Here is a 17,363-nt window from a genome sequence, read left to right on the forward strand (position 1 = left end):
TAATTAGTATCTTTCTTCTGCTAAATTCAAGTTTTAACTAATGAAACTATTCGTAATATTACTATTATTTATCGCTAGTGCCGCAAGCTGCCAGAATTCTGAAGAAGCCCAAATTATAACGCTTCAGGAACTCGAAACGCAATTTGAGGTTATCCAAGAATTAATAAATGAGAGTAGTTGTTCTGACAGTTCTCAGTGTAGTTATATCGCCTACGGAACAAAAGCCTGTGGCGGACCTCAAGGATATCTGGTTTTTTCTTCTGAAGTAGATCTCGAAAAACTTAAAAACTTAGTCGATAAATACACCGCAGCTGAAGACACCTACAATAAGCAAAATGGTATTATGAGCGATTGTAGCATCCCTTCTCCTCCAGAAAATATTGAATGTAGTGATGGGAAATGTGTTGCTTTAGATTAAGCACATCTTAGGATTGTTTTTCACATAAAAATGTATTTTTGCAGCAAGCACTTTTAAAATGAAGAAACTACTTGCCTATCCTCTTTCTATACTATCTTACTTTTTTTTTCTTTCTAACATTAGTGGTCTTTCACGGAGTTCAGTGGTTCTGTTTTAATTTTATTGGAAAAGAAGCTCATAAAACCTCCGTAGATGTTTTTAATCTTACCCTAATGCGATGCCTTAATATTTTGGGCACCACCTTTAGCGTGGATAATCCGCATAAAATCCCAACAGATGTGCCTTGCATTTTTGTTTCCAATCATCAGGGGATATACGACATCCCACCAATTATCTGGTATTTAAGAAAGCATTATCCCAAGTTTATCAGTAAAAAAGAGTTAGGTAAAGGAATTCCCGGAATTTCATATAATCTTAGGCATGGAGGTTCTGCTTTGATAGATCGAAAAAATCCAAAGCAAGCCGTTGTTACCATCTCTAAATTTGCAGATTACTTGAATAAGAACAACTATTCTGCAGTGATATTCCCAGAAGGTACCCGCAGTAGAGACGGGAGACCAAAGAAATTTGCAGAAACAGGATTACAGATTATGTTGAAGAAAATGCCGCAAGCAATGGTAGTTCCCATTACCATCAATAATTCTTGGAAATTGTTCGAATATGGTAGTTTCCCATTAGGAATTGGTCATAATATCAAAATGAAGATCCACCAGCCAATTCAGGCAAATTCAGATGATGCAAATAGTATTATCGCAAAAGTGGAGCGTACTATAATTGCTGATATTATTTAAGCAAATCATTTTATTTCACTTTTCAATATTCCTTTAAATGACTTCAGAAAAAATCATAAAAAATACTATTCTTTTTGTTCAGGCAACATTAAAAAATGCTGAAGGCGGACATGATTGGTTTCATATTCTTAGGGTTTTAAATAATTCTAAATTAATCGCTGCTACAGAAGAGGTAGATCTTTTAACTATTGAGTTAGGAGCATTACTCCATGATATTGCCGATTCTAAATTCCATAATGGAGATGAAACTATTGGACCAAAAGTGGCCAGAGCCTTTTTAAGCTCTCAAAATGTGCAGGAAGAAGTAATTGTTCATGTGGTTAATATCATTGAAAACATCTCCTTTAAAGGAGGAAACACCAACCAATCTTTTCACTCGAAAGAACTAGCAGTTGTTCAGGATGCCGACAGACTCGATGCACTTGGAGCAATAGGAATTGCAAGAGCCTTTAATTATGGCGGATTTAAAGGTCGAAGCTTATATGACCCAGAGATCCAACCAAATCTTAAAATGAGCAAAGAGGAATATAAAGCCTCGACAGCACCCACTATAAACCACTTTTATGAAAAGCTGTTATTGCTAAAAGACCGAATGAATACCGAAACCGGAAAGGCAATTGCAGAGCAGCGACATAAATATATGCAAGGTTTTTTAGAGCAATTCTACGCAGAGTGGAATGGGAAACTATAAAAGGATCTCTCTGTTTTTTTTTCTAAATGTCATATTGAGCTTGTCGAAATATGCTTGATATAAACCAGAGTTTTCAACAGGCTCAACCTGACAAATTTAATTTTGCTTAAACGATTCCAACTAATGAAAAAGCCCTGCAATTGCGGGGCTTTTTTTAATACTACTTTGTTACTAATGAGGTTTCGACAGGATCCACCTGACAATTTATTTATGATTAGATTCTTTAAAACCAGGCACTCCAAGGGATTCTTGAAAGCACTAAAATTAAAGCTAACGTATAAAATATAGCCAAGATCTTGAATTTTGGCTTAGAGGTAAGTTTCTTTTTATGTTTAGAATACCCCATAGTTATTAAAACCACAGCTAAAATCATTATCAGCGGGTGTTCTACATTGTATAATCTAAGAACAGAATCCTTCATTACTCCACCCATTCCAACTTCACCCCACATCTTAAAATAAGGCGTAGTGAAATATAATACTAACCCGATAAGCAATTGTAGATGCGAAACAATAAGGGTGAACAACGCGATTCTAAAGTTAGTAGCCGCATATTCTTTATTGGTAGTATATCCAACAATAACATTTACAGAAGCTACAATTAAAACTATTAGGACCAAATATGCCCAATAGGAGTGTATAAATTGAATCGTTTCGTACATAATTGATGATTTTAGGTAAATATAGTTTTTTTAATAAAAAAATCGCCCCGGTTTCCCAAGGCGATTTTTAAATATTGTGTTATATGATATTAGAATTTATAACTAATAGAAGCATTCCAAGTTCTTCCCCATCCAAAGAAAACATTATTTCTAACGTTTATTCCATCATAAGTAGTGTCCTCAGGACCTGCTTGAATATTAGTATTAGACTCAGAAATATAAATATTATCTGTAACGTTATTTACGTTCACTCTAAACCCTAATCTGTTCTCTCCAAGATCTAAACCATAAGAAGCTCCTAAGTCTAACAATCCAAAAGAAGGTAATTCAAAAACATCAAAGTTTTCATTATCTAATGCATCGTCAGCATCATAACTTGCATATAAATTATCTGCAAATCTATAAGTAGCATCAACTTTAAAGTTTTCTACAATCGTATAATCTACACCTGCACTTGCTGTGAATTGTGCTGCATTACCAACTTTTACACCATCTAGTTAAGAACACCTGGTTCAACACCTGGAATTGGGTTTTGACTATTATCAAAGAAATTAGCACTTACATCATCCTTATATTCCCAATCACCAACAGAAAGCATTGCATTCCATCTAAATTTATCTCCTACTCTTCCGTAGAAGTCAAATTCTATTCCTTGGTGTACTTGAGTGATTCCTTGTAAATTCGCAGTTCCTCTAATTTCATCATCGGTACCTCTAAAGAAGGTTGCAGAAGTTGTTTCAAATCTATCTGCCCATGATGTTCTGTAAAGGTTCACATTTGCATTAAAAAATTGAGAACGGAAACCATATCCTAATTCAAGTCCAAATACTTGTTCATTTTTAAGGTCTTCATTCAAGTCATTTCTGTTTCCAGGATAAACTGCATCAAATAAAGGTTGCTTAGAGTAGTATCCAATATTTCCAAAAATATTGTGGTTCTCGTCTATGTTAAAGTTAAGCCCCCCTTTAATGTTTCCACCAAGAATATTTTCCCAATCTGTTTCTTGATTCCCTTCAAGTTCATCAAAATAATCAACTCTTTTAAATCCTTGATTAGATGCCGATCCTTGAACAAATGCAGAAACTTTACCTTTAATATATTCTAATTGACCAAAAACACCAGCCCATCTTACAAGACCTTCGTTATAGTAATCTATTTTCTCTTCGTCGTCTATACTACTAAATACGTTCAAAGCATTTCCAGCGGTTGGCTTATACGTTTCAGACAAAAATCTAGATGGGTTATTTACATCTGCAGTTGAACGATATACATCTGCTCCCATAAGGTCTACTAACCTTCTGTAGTGAAATCCTTTATAAGAACGTAAATCTGCTCCAAAATCTAAAGTTAAATTTTCATTCAATTCAGTTTCAAAATTTGAAATAATCCCGAACCAGTTATGTGAGTTTACAGAAGATCTTTGGGAGATTCCATTTTCTCCACTACGATCTCCATTACCACTATTTACAAATTGTCCTTGAAATTGCCCTTCACCTGAATAAGGTTGTCTAGGATCTCCTAAAGAAGGAACATCTTGACCAGAATTCCATGCAAAAACATCGTCTATTGGAAGTAAACCATCTTCAGTTAATGGCAATCTAAAAGACTGATTTCCATTTATTCTACCAATAGAACCTATAGATCCACCACGACCAAAGGAAGCATATGCAGAGGTAGATAATTTTGATTTTTCAGATATTCCATATTCCCAGCTTAATGATGCTACTGGTTTATGATAGAAATTTCCTGCGAAAGTAAATTCTTCACCATTTCTATATCCAAAATCTGGATTGTATTTTTCATTTGGCTCACCGTCTTTACCATATTTAAGGTAACTAGACAAAGGTGTGAAAAAACTTCTTTGGTTATGCTGTTGCGGTGCACCTGTTAACATGAAATTGAATTCATGGTTGTCATTAGCTTTATAACCAACACCTATATAATAATTATATCCTTCAAACTGAGTCCCGTTTACATACCCATCTCCTGAAGTACGACTTAAAAGGAAGGATGCAGATAATCCATTTTCACCTAAACCTGTATTATAAGAAGCTAAAGTTTTTAAATAACCATCGTTTCCGGCAGATATTTGAACTTTTCCACCTTCCGCTTTATCTGCAGATCTAGTAACAACGTTAATTGTACCACCCACAGAAGAAACTGCTAATTTAGAAGAACCTAATCCACGTTGTACTTGTATTGCAGTAGTAACATCGCTTAAACCAGCCCAGTTACTCCAAAAAATACGACCATTCTCCATATCATTAACGGGAATACCGTTAATCATTACTGCTGAATTTTGTGTATCGAATCCACGAATTGTAATACGTGAATCTCCAAAACCACCACCTTGCTTAGTAGCATAAATAGAAGGAGTAGTACTCAAAATTTCAGGAAATTCTTGATTTCCTAATTTTTCTTGAATTACCTCTGCTCTAATAGTAGAAACAGCAACCGGAGTTTGACGATCCTTTGCTAAATCTGCAATTCCAGTTACAATAACTTCCGAAAGAGCATTTGCATCTGTACCCAACGCAATACTACCTAAGTTTTTTGTTTCACCATTTGCAAGTGTAAACTTCATCGATTTCTTTTCGAAACCAATAAAACTAATCTGAACAGTTCCCGAAGCAGCTTCAACATTTAAAGAAAACTTACCATCAAAATCAGTCGTAGTTCCATTGTTAGTACCAACTATCATTACAGTTGCTCCTGGCAATGGGGCATTCATCTCAGAGTCCATTACCGTACCGGTAAGGGTTCCTTGAGCAAAAATTGTAGCAGTCGTTAAAAACAATGCTAGGGCTAATAATTTCCTCATGCGTAAATTGTTTGTGTGTTTAGTTTATAATTCGGTGCAAAAAACGTCATTTTCTAAAAATCTAACTTTATCTAAACGTTAATATTTTTAACTTTAACATTTTAAGCGCAACAAACATAGCATTTTTATGCAAATGATTAAAAGATAGCCTCTTAAAGCTATTAACCTTTTATCAACAATCCGGAAATTATTATTTTAAATAAAAATTTAACAAATTTTTTGTAGAATCATCATGATTAGAGATGTCAGATGTATTTATTTCTGTGAGAATTTTTGACGCCAATTGCTTCCCTAACTCCACTCCCCATTGATCGAAACTGAAGATATTCCATATAATGCCCTGTACAAAGATCTTATGTTCATACATAGCGATTAATTTGCCCAAGCTTTCAGGAGTTAGTCTTTCAATTAAAAGTGAATTTGTTGGCTTATTCCCTTTAAAGACTTTAAATGGTATTAATTTTTGAATTTCATCTGAGCTAAGTCCTTGTTCGGTCAATTCTTTTTTTACCTCATCTTCAGATTTACCCATTAAAAAAGCTTCTGTTTGAGCAAAATAATTAGCCATTAATTTATCGTGATGATCTTTATCCCCAAATAAAGATTTCTTAAAGCCAATAAAATCTGCCGGAATTAGCTTTGTTCCTTGATGAATTAATTGAAAAAAAGCATGTTGAGAATTGGTTCCCGGTTCTCCCCAAATGATATTTCCTGTTTCATAATTGACAGGATTTCCATTTCTATCGATACTTTTTCCGTTACTCTCCATAATTGCCTGCTGAAGATAACTCGGCATTTTTTGAAGATATTGAGAATATGGAATAACGGCTTCACTTTCTGCCTTAAAAAAGTTGTTATACCAAACACTCAATAAAGCGAGTTGAACGGGAATGTTATCCTTAAAATGTGTATTCTTAAAATGTAAATCCATTTTATGGGCTCCTTCCAAAAGCTCATTGAATTTAGCAAATCCTACCGCAAGACTAACAGATAATCCTACTGCGCTCCACAGAGAAAATCTTCCGCCAACCCACTCCCACATCGGGAATATATTTTCTTCAGAAATTCCAAAATCTTTCACTTTAGAAACATTCGATGAAACCGCAACAAAATGTTTTTGAACAGCTTCCTGTGATGCTGCATTTAAAAACCAATTTCTAGAAGTTATCGCATTGCTTAAAGTTTCCTGAGTTGTAAAAGTCTTAGAAACAATTACAAATAAGGTCGTTTCAGGGTTTAAAGGTTTTAGGGTTTCGTGAACATGATCTCCATCAACATTAGAAATATAATGTACATTAAGATGATTCTTATAAAATTTCAAGGCCTCAGTAACCATTACTGGTCCAAGGTCTGAACCTCCAATTCCAATGTTCACAACATCAGTAAATGCTAGTCCGGAATATCCTTTGGCGTTACCGGAGATAATAGCATTGGAAAATGCTTCCATTTTAGCCTTCACCTCGAAGACTTCAGGAATCACATTCTCACCATTAACAAGGACAGTATCTGAGTTTTTTGCTCTTAAAGCAGTATGCAAAACAGGCCTATTCTCGGTCCTATTGATACTTTCCCCTCCAAAATATGATTTGATCGCTTCTTCTAGACCGCATTCTTCCGCAAGTTGCAACAAAAGCTGTTGCGTTTCTTTGGTAATTCTATTTTTGCTGAAATCGACTAAAAAATCTTCCCAAACAATACTTAGATCATTGAACCTATGAGGCTCTTCAGAGAAAAGTTGTTTCATTTCCACTTCATTTATCTCTTCGAAATGCTCCTGTAATTTTTTCCAAGCAAGAGTGGTGGTAGGATCTATATTTAGCATTACTAAATTTCTTTAAATGGAATTTTGTCTAATTTCGATCTAACCGTTTTAATAGCAGCGAAATAATCTTCTTTTAAATTATCTGCGATAGGTTCTGCAGCCGGTAAATTCTGTCTAAAAGGATCTACTTGCTTTCCACGAACCCAAAATCTGTAGCAAACATGAGGGCCCGTTGCAAGTCCCGTGCTTCCCACATATCCAATGACATCCCCTTGTTTCACTCGTTCTCCAACCCGAACATTTCGTTTAGACATATGTAAATACTGAGTCGTGTAGGTATCGTTGTGTTTTACTTTTACATAATTTCCATTCCCTCCTGTATAACTCGCTGCAATTACAGTCCCGTTGGCTGTAGACCAAATAGGCGTTCCATGAGGCGCAGCATAATCTGTTCCTTTATGAGCTTTCCATCTTTTTTGAACAGGATGGTATCTATTTCCTGAAAATCTAGAAGAAATTCTACTAAAGTTTAACGGAGCTTTTAAAAAGAAGCTTTGTAATGGTCTTGCTTCTTCATCATAAAAATCTGACTCTCCTTTTTCTGGATCTGCCATATAATCGAAGGCATAATATGGCTTCCCTTGGTGCACAAAAACAGCGCCCTCAATATTTTCTATTCCTGCATAAATACTGTCGTTTATGTAGCGTTCATTATAAACCATTTTAAACTGGTCTCCTTTTTGAAGCTTCCAAAAATCGATACTCCATTGGTAGATGCTACTTAACTCATGTGATAATAATATACTTAAGCCCTGGTTAGACATAGCTTCTGAAAGATTACTTACGATCACGCCCGAAACGGTTTTTCTTTTTATAGTTACCGGTTTCTGTGATTTGAAAGCAGCTATATTCTCACCAATATTAACAACGGTATAGTCAATTCTATCATTTTCATAAATAAAATATTCAGGGGTTTGAAGCGAGTCTTTTGCCTTTAAAATAACATAAGGCTTCCCAACCACTAATCTTTTAGGATTAAAGGTTTCGCTCACTTGTTCGGTAATCTCAAAGACCTTGGACCTACTCATTCCATGCATATCCAATATCGCCCCAAAACTATCTCCAGATTGAATAGTGTCCCGAACTACTTCGAAATCATTAAGCACAAAACCATATTCCTTAACAACAGGAATAACCTCTTTTGCCTTAACATCAGTTACTTCATTTTTAGCCTCTTCATCATTATTGCACGCAGTAAATGCAATTACCAATAAAAGCAAGTATTTTAAATTCTTCAATTTCAATGCTATTTTTGTGAATTATACATATGCTCTACCCATTCCTTACCCCAATTATCAAACTCTTCTTGGCTCCAAAGGTTAGGAAAAAAACTGTTTTTCTGAAAACTTGGCGGTAAAAATTCCTTCCAGTTTGTTCCTCCCGTAGCAGAAATGGTTTTATTATCCTTGTTAAGATATCTATGCGCAGCTCCCATATGCATTAACAGCCAATTAATATTAATATTGGTGTCGAAGTTTCGCAGGCCTTCTATTAATAAAGGATTATTTTTTTCTCCTTCCGGAAGTTGTAGGTATTGATGATATAAAGTTTTTCCTTTTACCAGATTCGCAATTCTCAAGAATCTTGGAGTATAACGAAGTTCAAATTGTTTAAGAGTGAGCGTTTTCTCACCTGTAGAAAGATCTATCCCACCTTTTTTCCAATAGATATTCTCATAAAGTTCTTCTACGCTATTTTCTGAAGAAAAATTATCACGCTCTTTAAAAGGAATTAAATGCTGAAGTGGGGTTGCATTGATCTCGATCATTCGAAATTGAGCCGATTGGAAACCACTTGCAGGCAATAAAGCCATTCTAAACTTAAGGAACTGCTCGCGCTCCATTCCTTTGATCATTACATCGAAAGAATTAATAAGTATGAGCACATACCTATTAAGACGAGTTACTTTTTCAATAAAATAGGATGCGGTTAAATTCGCTTCAGCAATTATTTGCTTTTGCTCATGCAAAATCAGCTTAAAATACAGCTCTGTAATTTGGTGATAGGTGACAAATATTTCCTCATCCGGGAAATGTGTTTTTGGATTTTGTAGGCTTAATAAAGTGTCTAAACTTATATAATCCCAATAAGTGAGGTATTTATCGTATAAAAGCCCATCCAGGTAAGAACCCATATCCTGACCAGAATTCTTGAATTTTTCCTCAAGCAATAAAATTCTCTCAGCAATCTCGGGTTTAATTTCGTTCATTCTTTTAATTCATTATAATTTTTAGCTGATGCTTTAATCCCTTAAATTCATCCAGATCGGCCGCAAGCGAACCAACCGCAAGATCTGCTTCAATTCTTACCGGAATTTTATTCTTATCATCACTCATCCAAAAAGTAAGGCTTTCTTGCTCTTTGAATACTCTTCCAGCCAAAACATAGGGCCTGAATTTTAACGTGGCAATTTTACCAAATTTTGTGTTCAAAACTTCCTTTCCGAGGAACTTTAATTTAAAATCATGATTTTCTTTATCAAAAAACATATTCAAATGAATCTCATCTCCTGCTCTTAGGCTGTTTGGGTTGATATCATTTCGAACATAATAAAATGCCGATAACATATCATGAACGTTCTTCTCTGTTGTAAAGGTTGTGTTCTCGTTATGTTTTTTGTCAAATACTTCGGCCTTATTATTGTCTTGATCAAATTCAATTTGAAGGTCTTTTGTATGCCCTCCTTCATCTATTTTACGAATGAATCTATATGGCAATCCCGTTCTCTTATCAATAAATGTTTCGTAATTATCGTCTACTTTAAAAAATAAATGCAGTAAACCGGTAGATTTCCCCTTACCAACTATATGATATACTTTTTTATTATTAAGATTTGTCTCATTTACACCAATGGTAGCATAACTAGCATTAAATGGGCCGTAATGAATCCTGAATTTAAACCATTCTCCATCTTGAAATGCTTTCTGAGAAAATGAAGTTAACGGCAACAATATTGCGAGGAGACAAAGAATTGTAAATCTATTTTTCATGTATTGGGGTTTTAATTAACACCTAATAAACTTTTTAAGTTGTATTGATAACGAAGAATTACAATTTCTATTCCAAATGTATAAAACTAAAAATCCCCATCAAATTAATGATGGGGATTTTATCTTATTAACCAACTAAAACTTAAATTATGAAAAAAATTTAATTCATTCTTGGTAACCACTCCAAAAATGCGGTGCAAAAGTCCTGAGATTTACCCTATTTTGCAACCTTAAAATAAACTTTAACTCAAAATTTATCAAGTCGGCAATTATTTGGTTCTTATACAACTAAGTATATAATTAATTGATTCCTTTTACAATGTTCCTCGCAATTTTTGCTCTCTTTCAATCGACTCAAATAAGGCTTTAAAGTTCCCTGCACCAAAACCTTTTGCACCCATTCGTTGAATGATCTCAAAAAACATGGTTGGTCTGTCCTGAATTGGCTTGGTGAAAATTTGTAATAAGTAACCTTCTTCATCTGCATCCACCATAATTCCCAACCCTTTTAATCTATCAAGATCTTCACGCAGCTCATGACTAAATTCTTCTAATCTTCCCGGAACTGCATTGTAATATTCATCTGGAGGGGTCGATAAAAATTCTACTCCTCTAGATCTTAGGTCTGTAACCGCCTTAACAATATCATCTGTGGCCACAGCAATATGCTGAACTCCAGGGCCTTCATAGAAATCCAAATACTCTTCAATTTGAGATCTTTTCTTCCCTTCAGCAGGTTCGTTAATAGGAAACTTAATTCTTCCGTTCCCATTACTCATTACCTTACTCATTAAAGCAGAATACTCGGTATGAATTTGTTTGTCATCAAAAGAAAGGAAATTAACAAAGCCCATTACATCTTCGTACCATTTCACCCAAATGTTCATTTCATTCCAGCCTACATTTCCAACCATGTGGTCAATATATTTTAACCCAACTGGCTCCGGATTGTAATCTGAAATCCACTCTACAAAACCTGGCATAAAAGTTCCGTTGTAATTTTTACGCTCTACAAACATATGTACTGTTTCACCATACGTGTAAATTCCAGCCTTCACTATTTCTCCATGCTCATCTTTTTCTACTATTGGTTCTAAATACGATTTAGCACCGCGCTTTGTAGTTTCTTCATAAGCAGATCTGGCATCTTCCACCCAAAGTGCTACAACTTTAACCCCATCGCCATGCTTTACAATATGCTTGTTGATCTCTTGTTTAGATGTCAATGGCGAAGTAAGTACCAATCTAATCTTATCTTGCTTTAAAACATAAGAAACGGTATCCTTGCTCCCTGTCTCTAATCCTTTATAAGCTAATGACTGAAAACCAAATGCCGTTTTATAAAAATGTGCAGCTTGTTTTGCATTTCCAACATACAACTCTACATAATCTGTTCCTAGGAGAGGCAAAAAATCTTGCGCTCCTTCAAATATTTTCTCTAATCCGTAATTTACTGATTCTACCTTTTTACTCATTTTAACTTATATTAGAAAATTTGATAATTAGAAAATGAGATGATTTTCACTTTCCAATCATATTCAAAATTTCAGTTTGATTTACTATTGTTCAATCTAATAGTAGATGAACTTATTATTTTATTTAAAATTTTAATAATTGTTTCCAATTCATTAATTAGATTTTTACAGTCCGGATAAGAATTCATTTCGTCACATAAAAAGAGTCAATATTCCGTTTCATCTGCCTCTTTTAAGGCAATCTTTAATTTATGAATAAAATCTTTTTTACTTTCTCCATTTTGAGCTTCTTTAAAATTCGCTCCAATCGAAGTACCCGATTTGATTAATTGATTGGCTACTACAAATTTTCTTTCTCTCTCGAGACACTCCGTGAATTCTATAATATTTTTAGAAAATTCAAAACTCTTAATTAGAATTATATTGTCTTTATATCTCTCATTAAAAGTCATAATTCAAATTTTCTAACTTTCTAATTATCTAATTAAAATCAATGATCTAACCATGATTTATGATACGTATCGTCAGCAATTTTCATGGCTTCTTCTGTTACCATTAATGGCTTAAATGTATCTACCATTACTGCCAGCTCTTCTGTTTCCGTCTGCCCAATACTGCGCTCTACTGATCCCGGGTGTGGACCATGAGGAATTCCCGCCGGATGTAAAGAAATATGTCCTGCTTCAATATCATTTCTACTCATAAAATCCCCATCCACATAATACAACACCTCATCGCTATCTATATTACTATGGTTATAGGGTGCCGGAATACTTTCTGGGTGATAATCGTATTTTCTAGGACAAAAACTACAAACCACAAAAGCATCTGTTTCAAAAGTCTGATGCACTGGTGGCGGCTGATGGATTCTTCCTGTTATCGGTTCAAAATCGTGTATTGAAAAGGCATAAGGATAATTATACCCATCGTAACCAACCACATCGAAAGGATGTGTAGCATAAATCATATCGAAAATCTCACCTTGCTTTTTAACTTTAATCAAGAATTCCCCTTTTTCGTCATTGGTTTCCAATTCGTAAGGTTGTCTTAGATCACGCTCGCAAAATGGAGAGTGTTCCAATAATTGCCCAAACCAGTTTCTGTATCTTTTTGGAGTATAAATTGGTCTTCTGGATTCTACAATAAAGAGTCGGTTATTTTCATCGTCAAAATCCAACTTATAGATCACTCCACGTGGAATTAGTAAATAATCTCCATATTTAAAATCAAGATTTCCAAGATGTGTTCTTAATTTCCCGCTTCCTTTATGAATAAACAGCAACTCATCTGCATCGGTATTCTTATAAAAATAATCCCCTGTAGATTCTTGTGGTGCCGCCAATGCAATATCTACATCGCTATTGGTTAAAACCACCTTTCTGCTTTCCAAATAATCGGGATGTGGAATAACTTGAAACCCCTTAAATCTATATGATTTTATATTGTTGGCAGTCGCAATTTTCGGCTTAACACTATAACTACCTTTAATTTCCTTAACCTGTGTAGGTCTATTTTCGTGATATAGGTTTGAAGACATCCCATCGAAACCTATTGTTCCAAAGAGTTGTTCATAATACAAGCTACCATCTGGTTTTTTGAAAACGGTATGGCGCTTATGTGGAATTTTCCCCAGCTTATGATAAAATGGCATGAGATCTCTATTTTTTAGTTAAAACTTCAGGATATGAAATTTATTCCTTACACCAATGAAGTTTGCTGTCAAGTCTAACAAATATCGATATTTTTTATCAAAATTATACTAAAGAAGGCTTAAAAGTAAAAGGAAGATATTAGGTTAAAGCTGATTTCCTATAACGGAAAATTATTTACTTAATATGATAGTTTCTTCTAATCCCAGTTCATTTTCTGAAGTCTAATTGCATTAAGAATTGCTAAAAATGCTACACCAACATCAGCAAAAACAGCTTCCCACATCGTTGCCATTCCAACAGCACCCATAATTAAGACCACAGCCTTAACCCCAAATGCCAACGCAATATTTTGCCAAACCACATTTCTGGTTGATTTTCCAATTTTTATACCCATTAAGATCTTAGAAAGTTGATCTGTTTGTATTACAACATCAGCCGTTACAATGGCTACATCACTCCCTAAGCCACCCATGGCAATTCCAACATCACTAACAGCCAAAACCGGGGCGTCGTTGATTCCATCGCCAACAAACGCCACTTTTCTGCCTAGTTGTTTTTTAAGTTCTTCAACCTCATTTAGCTTGTCCTCCGGAAGCAGCGCTCCTTTTGCTTCAATTATTTCAAGATCTTTTGCCACTTTTTGAGTAATCGAATCCTTATCTCCGGAAAGCATCACAATCTTATTGATTCCATATTTCTTTAATTCCAAAATACTCTTTTTTGCACTTTCCTTCAATTCATCTGCAAGGCTTACATAACCTGCATATTTCCCGTCGATTGCCACTAAAACAACAGTATCCACGATGTTGCGAATAATGTCTGGAAAATCAACTTTATGCTGCTCTAGTAACTCAGCATTTCCAACAAGCAGCTTTTTGCCATTTACCGTACCCGCTAATCCTTTACCTGAAACCTCCCTGACTTTTTCTACTGAAAAACTCTGAGTTGTCGAAGTTCCTTCTACTATAGCTCGAGCAATGGGGTGCGTAGATTTTTTTTCCAGAGCAATCAGGTAATTTAAAAATTCCTGTTTTTCCAGTCCATTTGTCTCAATTTCTTGCACCGCGAAAACACCCTTTGTTACCGTTCCGGTTTTATCCATTACTAAGGTATTGATCTTAGTGATCTCATCTAAATAAGAAGCTCCTTTGAATAAAATTCCGTTTTTTGAAGCTGCTCCCAATCCACCAAAATAGCCAAGCGGCACAGATATCACTAAAGCACATGGACAGGAAACCACCAAAAATATTAGTGCTCGATAAAGCCAGTCTGAAAAAACATAATTCTCTACTATAAAATACGGAATCAATACAAGCAGAGTTGCCGAGATTACAACGAAAGGAGTATATACTTTAGCGAATTTTCTTATAAAAAGCTCTGTTTTGGCTTTTCTGGAACTTGCATTTTGTACTAGTTCTATAATTCTTGCTACGGTACTTTCTTTAAAAATTTTTGTGGCTTCAGCTTCAATAACTCCATTTAGATTTATAGAGCCACTTAGCACAGTTTCTCCTTTTCTAATAGTTTGAGGTTTACTTTCTCCAGTAAGTGCCGCAGTGTTTAACTCCGCTTTATCTGATAATAAGATACCGTCCAAAGGAATTTTTTCTCCAGATTTAATCTGAATTTTCTCTCCCACGTTTACCTTATCCGGATGTACTTGTATATAATTATTGTCGCGCCATACTGAAGCAATATTTGGACGCACATCTAAAAGCGCCTTAATATTTGATTTAGCGTTTTTAACGGCAGACCCTTGAAACAATTCTCCCACGGCATAAAATAACATTACTGCTACTCCTTCCGGGTATTCACCAATAGCAAAAGCCCCGAAAGTAGCAATAGACATCAAGAAAAATTCAGTAAAAAAATTTCCTTTTAGAATATTCTTTATCCCGAGCATTAATACGGGGTAGCCCACAGGCATATAAGCAAGAACATACCAACCTATTCTAAACCATCCTCTAAAGAAACTGGTATTCAAAAAATTATCGATTATTAAGCCTATCGCAAGCATTAAAAAGCTGAAAAGGGCAGGTGCGTAAATATTAAATTTTGATTTCGTTGAAGAGGATTCGCACATTTCGCAAGCGTCATGAGCTTCGGCTTCTAAAACAATCTTTTTATTAGGCATGTAGGCTGAATTTATTTTTCACAAAAATACAGCCCAAACACCTGCAATTGTAGTGCAATCCGGAAGCTCAACACAAGATCAAGATCTGTTAAGATGCTTTGCTAGAGATAAAAATTTTAAAAATTCGAAGTGTTTTGATATTTATCGGAACGGGCACATTTCTTCATCAAAAAGAGATTAAATGGAATTACACTTGTCGCAAACTCCTTTCACCACCAAATTCACATCTTCAGCTAAATAACCTTCGGGCAGATTAATTTGCGGGATTTTATGATTGGTTAAACAAACTGTTTCATTACAAAGATTACAATGAAAATGAAGATGTAAATCGGTCTCCACATCGCATTGACAATTTTCCTCACAAAGGGCATATTTAGTAACACCGGAACCATCATCTATAGTGTGAACAATTCCGTTTTCTTCAAAGGTTTTAAGTGTTCTATATAATGTGGTGCGATCGGACTTATCGAAAGCATTTTCAATATCTGTAAGGCTGGTAGCCACATTTTGACCATTTAAATATTTAAAAATAAGGATACGCATGGCTGTAGGCCTTATATTCTTCTGTTCTAAAAAATTATCAATATTTTTTGTCATTTTAGCTTGTTTAATATAGAACCTTGAAGCAGTTCTGTAGGCTGAAATTTGAATACTCCTTTTAAAAACACGAAGCATTCCCGATACGTATCGAGATGTATAATTAAACCCTCCTTGAAGGTTTAATGTGCGTGCCCTCCTTCACTTTCACTATTTTTAGCTGTCGCCAATAAAGTGTTTGCATCCTTAATCACTATAGCGTCTTGCTTAAAATCAAGCTCCTCACCTAATGTGGTAATCTGAATTATTCCCGCTTCAGAAGAGCCTGTTTTCACTTCTATCATCTCAAAGTTATGCTTTTCAACTCCATCTTCCATCTTGGTACCCTTACTCATAAAAATATAGTTTTTCGCATTAAATCTTACCACAGCATCCTCGGGAAGTGTGTAACTATCGGATGTTCCTGTCTCAATCCTAGCATTTACAAACATTCCCGGCCATAAATCGTCATATTCTTTTAATAAATGACCATGTACGGTTATACTTCTGTCGTCACGCACACCACTTCCAATCAAAAATATCTCAGCTTCTCTCCAGATTTCAGGTTTATTAGATAAGCTAAATCTTATTTTTTGACCTGTTTTCAGTTTAGTAATATCATTTTCATACACAGTAAGTTCCACATGAAGGTCCTTTGCGTCTGTCACATCCATGATAATATCTTCAGGCCCTACAAATTTCCCGATATTGCTAAAAACCTCACGAACCTGACCGGTAACCGGGGAATAAATATTCACCGCAGCACTTACATTACCCGCTTTCAAGCGTTTTAAATTTATTCCTATTAATCGCAATTTGGCTTCCATTGCATTAATTTGGGCGCTATTGGTATTATATGCACTTTTAGCCTGCTGATATACTTTCGCTGAAGAAACTTCCTCTTTGTATAAAATTTCCTGACGCTCGAAATCCGTTTTCAGGTATTCCCCTTTTGCCAAAGCTTCTAAATATTCCTGCTGAATATCTACAAACATAGGATTTTCGATAACCGCTAATAATTGCCCTTTCTTAACCTTGGTTCCCGGCAACATTTCGGTGTATTTTAAAAACCCACCATACGGGATATTAATCGAAATATTTCCCTGTGGCGGCACATCTATAATCCCATTCACACTAATCTCGCTTCCCAAAGATCGCATCTCGGCCTTCCCGATTTCTATATTCGTATTTTTAAGCTGGGCATTCGTTAATTCAATATGATTTTCATTCTCTTCTGAATGATGTTCTTCTTTCTCTGCGGTTTTTTCTTCTGAAGAAGATTCTCCACAACTCACCATAGAGATAAAAGGAGTGCTAAGGCTAATTTTGATA

The 17,363-nt window shown here is 35.1% G+C and carries 16 protein-coding genes; 3 read left to right on the top strand and 13 right to left on the bottom strand.

Annotated elements, in window-relative coordinates; genetic code table 11:
* The first annotated feature begins 40 nt into the window (after nt 1-40).
* The 3 genes from ON07_RS10290 (at nt 41) to ON07_RS10300 (ending at nt 1,900) form a co-directional block, all read left to right on the top strand.
* Complete coding sequence (locus ON07_RS10290) at nt 41-418, top strand: hypothetical protein (protein ID WP_010230974.1); 378 nt, start codon at nt 41-43, stop codon at nt 416-418.
* Between the two features lie 122 nt (nt 419-540).
* Nucleotides 541-1,209, top strand: a complete 669-nt coding sequence (locus ON07_RS15235; RefSeq protein WP_316928134.1) for a lysophospholipid acyltransferase family protein — start codon at nt 541-543, stop codon at nt 1,207-1,209.
* Nucleotides 1,210-1,246: 37 nt separating this feature from the next.
* Complete coding sequence (locus tag ON07_RS10300; protein ID WP_010230980.1) at nt 1,247-1,900, top strand: HD domain-containing protein; 654 nt, start codon at nt 1,247-1,249, stop codon at nt 1,898-1,900.
* A 223-nt stretch (nt 1,901-2,123) separates the two neighbouring features.
* On the opposite strand, the gene ON07_RS10305 is transcribed toward ON07_RS10300, so the two are convergent.
* The 13 genes from ON07_RS10305 to ON07_RS10360 all read right to left on the bottom strand — a co-directional run bounded on the left by ON07_RS10305 (nt 2,124) and on the right by ON07_RS10360 (nt 17,329).
* Entirely contained in the window at nt 2,124-2,561 is a 438-nt protein-coding gene (locus tag ON07_RS10305) for a hypothetical protein (protein WP_010230982.1), read from the bottom strand.
* Between the two features lie 89 nt (nt 2,562-2,650).
* The gene (locus ON07_RS17815) at nt 2,651-2,872 is read right to left on the bottom strand and encodes a hypothetical protein (protein ID WP_316928135.1); all 222 of its coding nucleotides are present in this window, start codon (nt 2,870-2,872) and stop codon (nt 2,651-2,653) included.
* Between the two features lie 182 nt (nt 2,873-3,054).
* The gene (locus ON07_RS15240; protein WP_316928136.1) at nt 3,055-5,382 is read right to left on the bottom strand and encodes a TonB-dependent receptor; all 2,328 of its coding nucleotides are present in this window, start codon (nt 5,380-5,382) and stop codon (nt 3,055-3,057) included.
* A gap of 190 nt (nt 5,383-5,572) precedes the next feature.
* Nucleotides 5,573-7,204: a glucose-6-phosphate isomerase gene (gene pgi / locus ON07_RS10315; protein WP_010230983.1), complete on the bottom strand. Its 1,632-nt coding sequence runs from the start codon at nt 7,202-7,204 to the stop codon at nt 5,573-5,575.
* 2 nt (nt 7,205-7,206) lie between these two features.
* Nucleotides 7,207-8,442 carry a M23 family metallopeptidase gene (locus ON07_RS10320; protein WP_010230985.1) on the bottom strand — a complete coding sequence of 412 codons (1,236 nt, stop codon included), beginning with the start codon at nt 8,440-8,442 and terminating at the stop codon, nt 7,207-7,209.
* A gap of 8 nt (nt 8,443-8,450) precedes the next feature.
* Nucleotides 8,451-9,413 (bottom strand): tryptophan 2,3-dioxygenase family protein, encoded by a 963-nt coding sequence (locus ON07_RS10325; RefSeq protein ID WP_010230986.1) that lies wholly within the window; start codon nt 9,411-9,413, stop codon nt 8,451-8,453.
* Nucleotides 9,414-9,417: 4 nt separating this feature from the next.
* Nucleotides 9,418-10,194 carry a DUF3108 domain-containing protein gene (locus ON07_RS10330; protein WP_010230989.1) on the bottom strand — a complete coding sequence of 259 codons (777 nt, stop codon included), beginning with the start codon at nt 10,192-10,194 and terminating at the stop codon, nt 9,418-9,420.
* A gap of 314 nt (nt 10,195-10,508) precedes the next feature.
* Nucleotides 10,509-11,669: a 4-hydroxyphenylpyruvate dioxygenase gene (hppD, locus tag ON07_RS10335; protein WP_010230991.1), complete on the bottom strand. Its 1,161-nt coding sequence runs from the start codon at nt 11,667-11,669 to the stop codon at nt 10,509-10,511.
* Nucleotides 11,670-11,875: 206 nt separating this feature from the next.
* Entirely contained in the window at nt 11,876-12,121 is a 246-nt protein-coding gene (locus tag ON07_RS17820) for a four helix bundle protein (RefSeq protein ID WP_010230993.1), read from the bottom strand.
* A gap of 38 nt (nt 12,122-12,159) precedes the next feature.
* Entirely contained in the window at nt 12,160-13,320 is a 1,161-nt protein-coding gene (locus tag ON07_RS10345; RefSeq protein ID WP_010230994.1) for a homogentisate 1,2-dioxygenase, read from the bottom strand.
* A gap of 197 nt (nt 13,321-13,517) precedes the next feature.
* Nucleotides 13,518-15,455: a heavy metal translocating P-type ATPase gene (locus ON07_RS10350; RefSeq protein WP_010230996.1), complete on the bottom strand. Its 1,938-nt coding sequence runs from the start codon at nt 15,453-15,455 to the stop codon at nt 13,518-13,520.
* Nucleotides 15,456-15,632: 177 nt separating this feature from the next.
* A complete protein-coding gene (locus ON07_RS10355; RefSeq protein ID WP_033445084.1) occupies nt 15,633-16,052 on the bottom strand; it encodes a Fur family transcriptional regulator in 420 nt (139 codons plus the stop codon).
* A gap of 122 nt (nt 16,053-16,174) precedes the next feature.
* Complete coding sequence (locus ON07_RS10360) at nt 16,175-17,329, bottom strand: efflux RND transporter periplasmic adaptor subunit (protein WP_010231000.1); 1,155 nt, start codon at nt 17,327-17,329, stop codon at nt 16,175-16,177.
* Between the last annotated feature and the right edge of the window lie 34 nt (nt 17,330-17,363).

The organism is Gillisia marina (genome assembly GCF_000258765.1).
Taxonomy (GTDB): Bacteria; Bacteroidota; Bacteroidia; order Flavobacteriales; family Flavobacteriaceae; genus Gillisia; species Gillisia marina.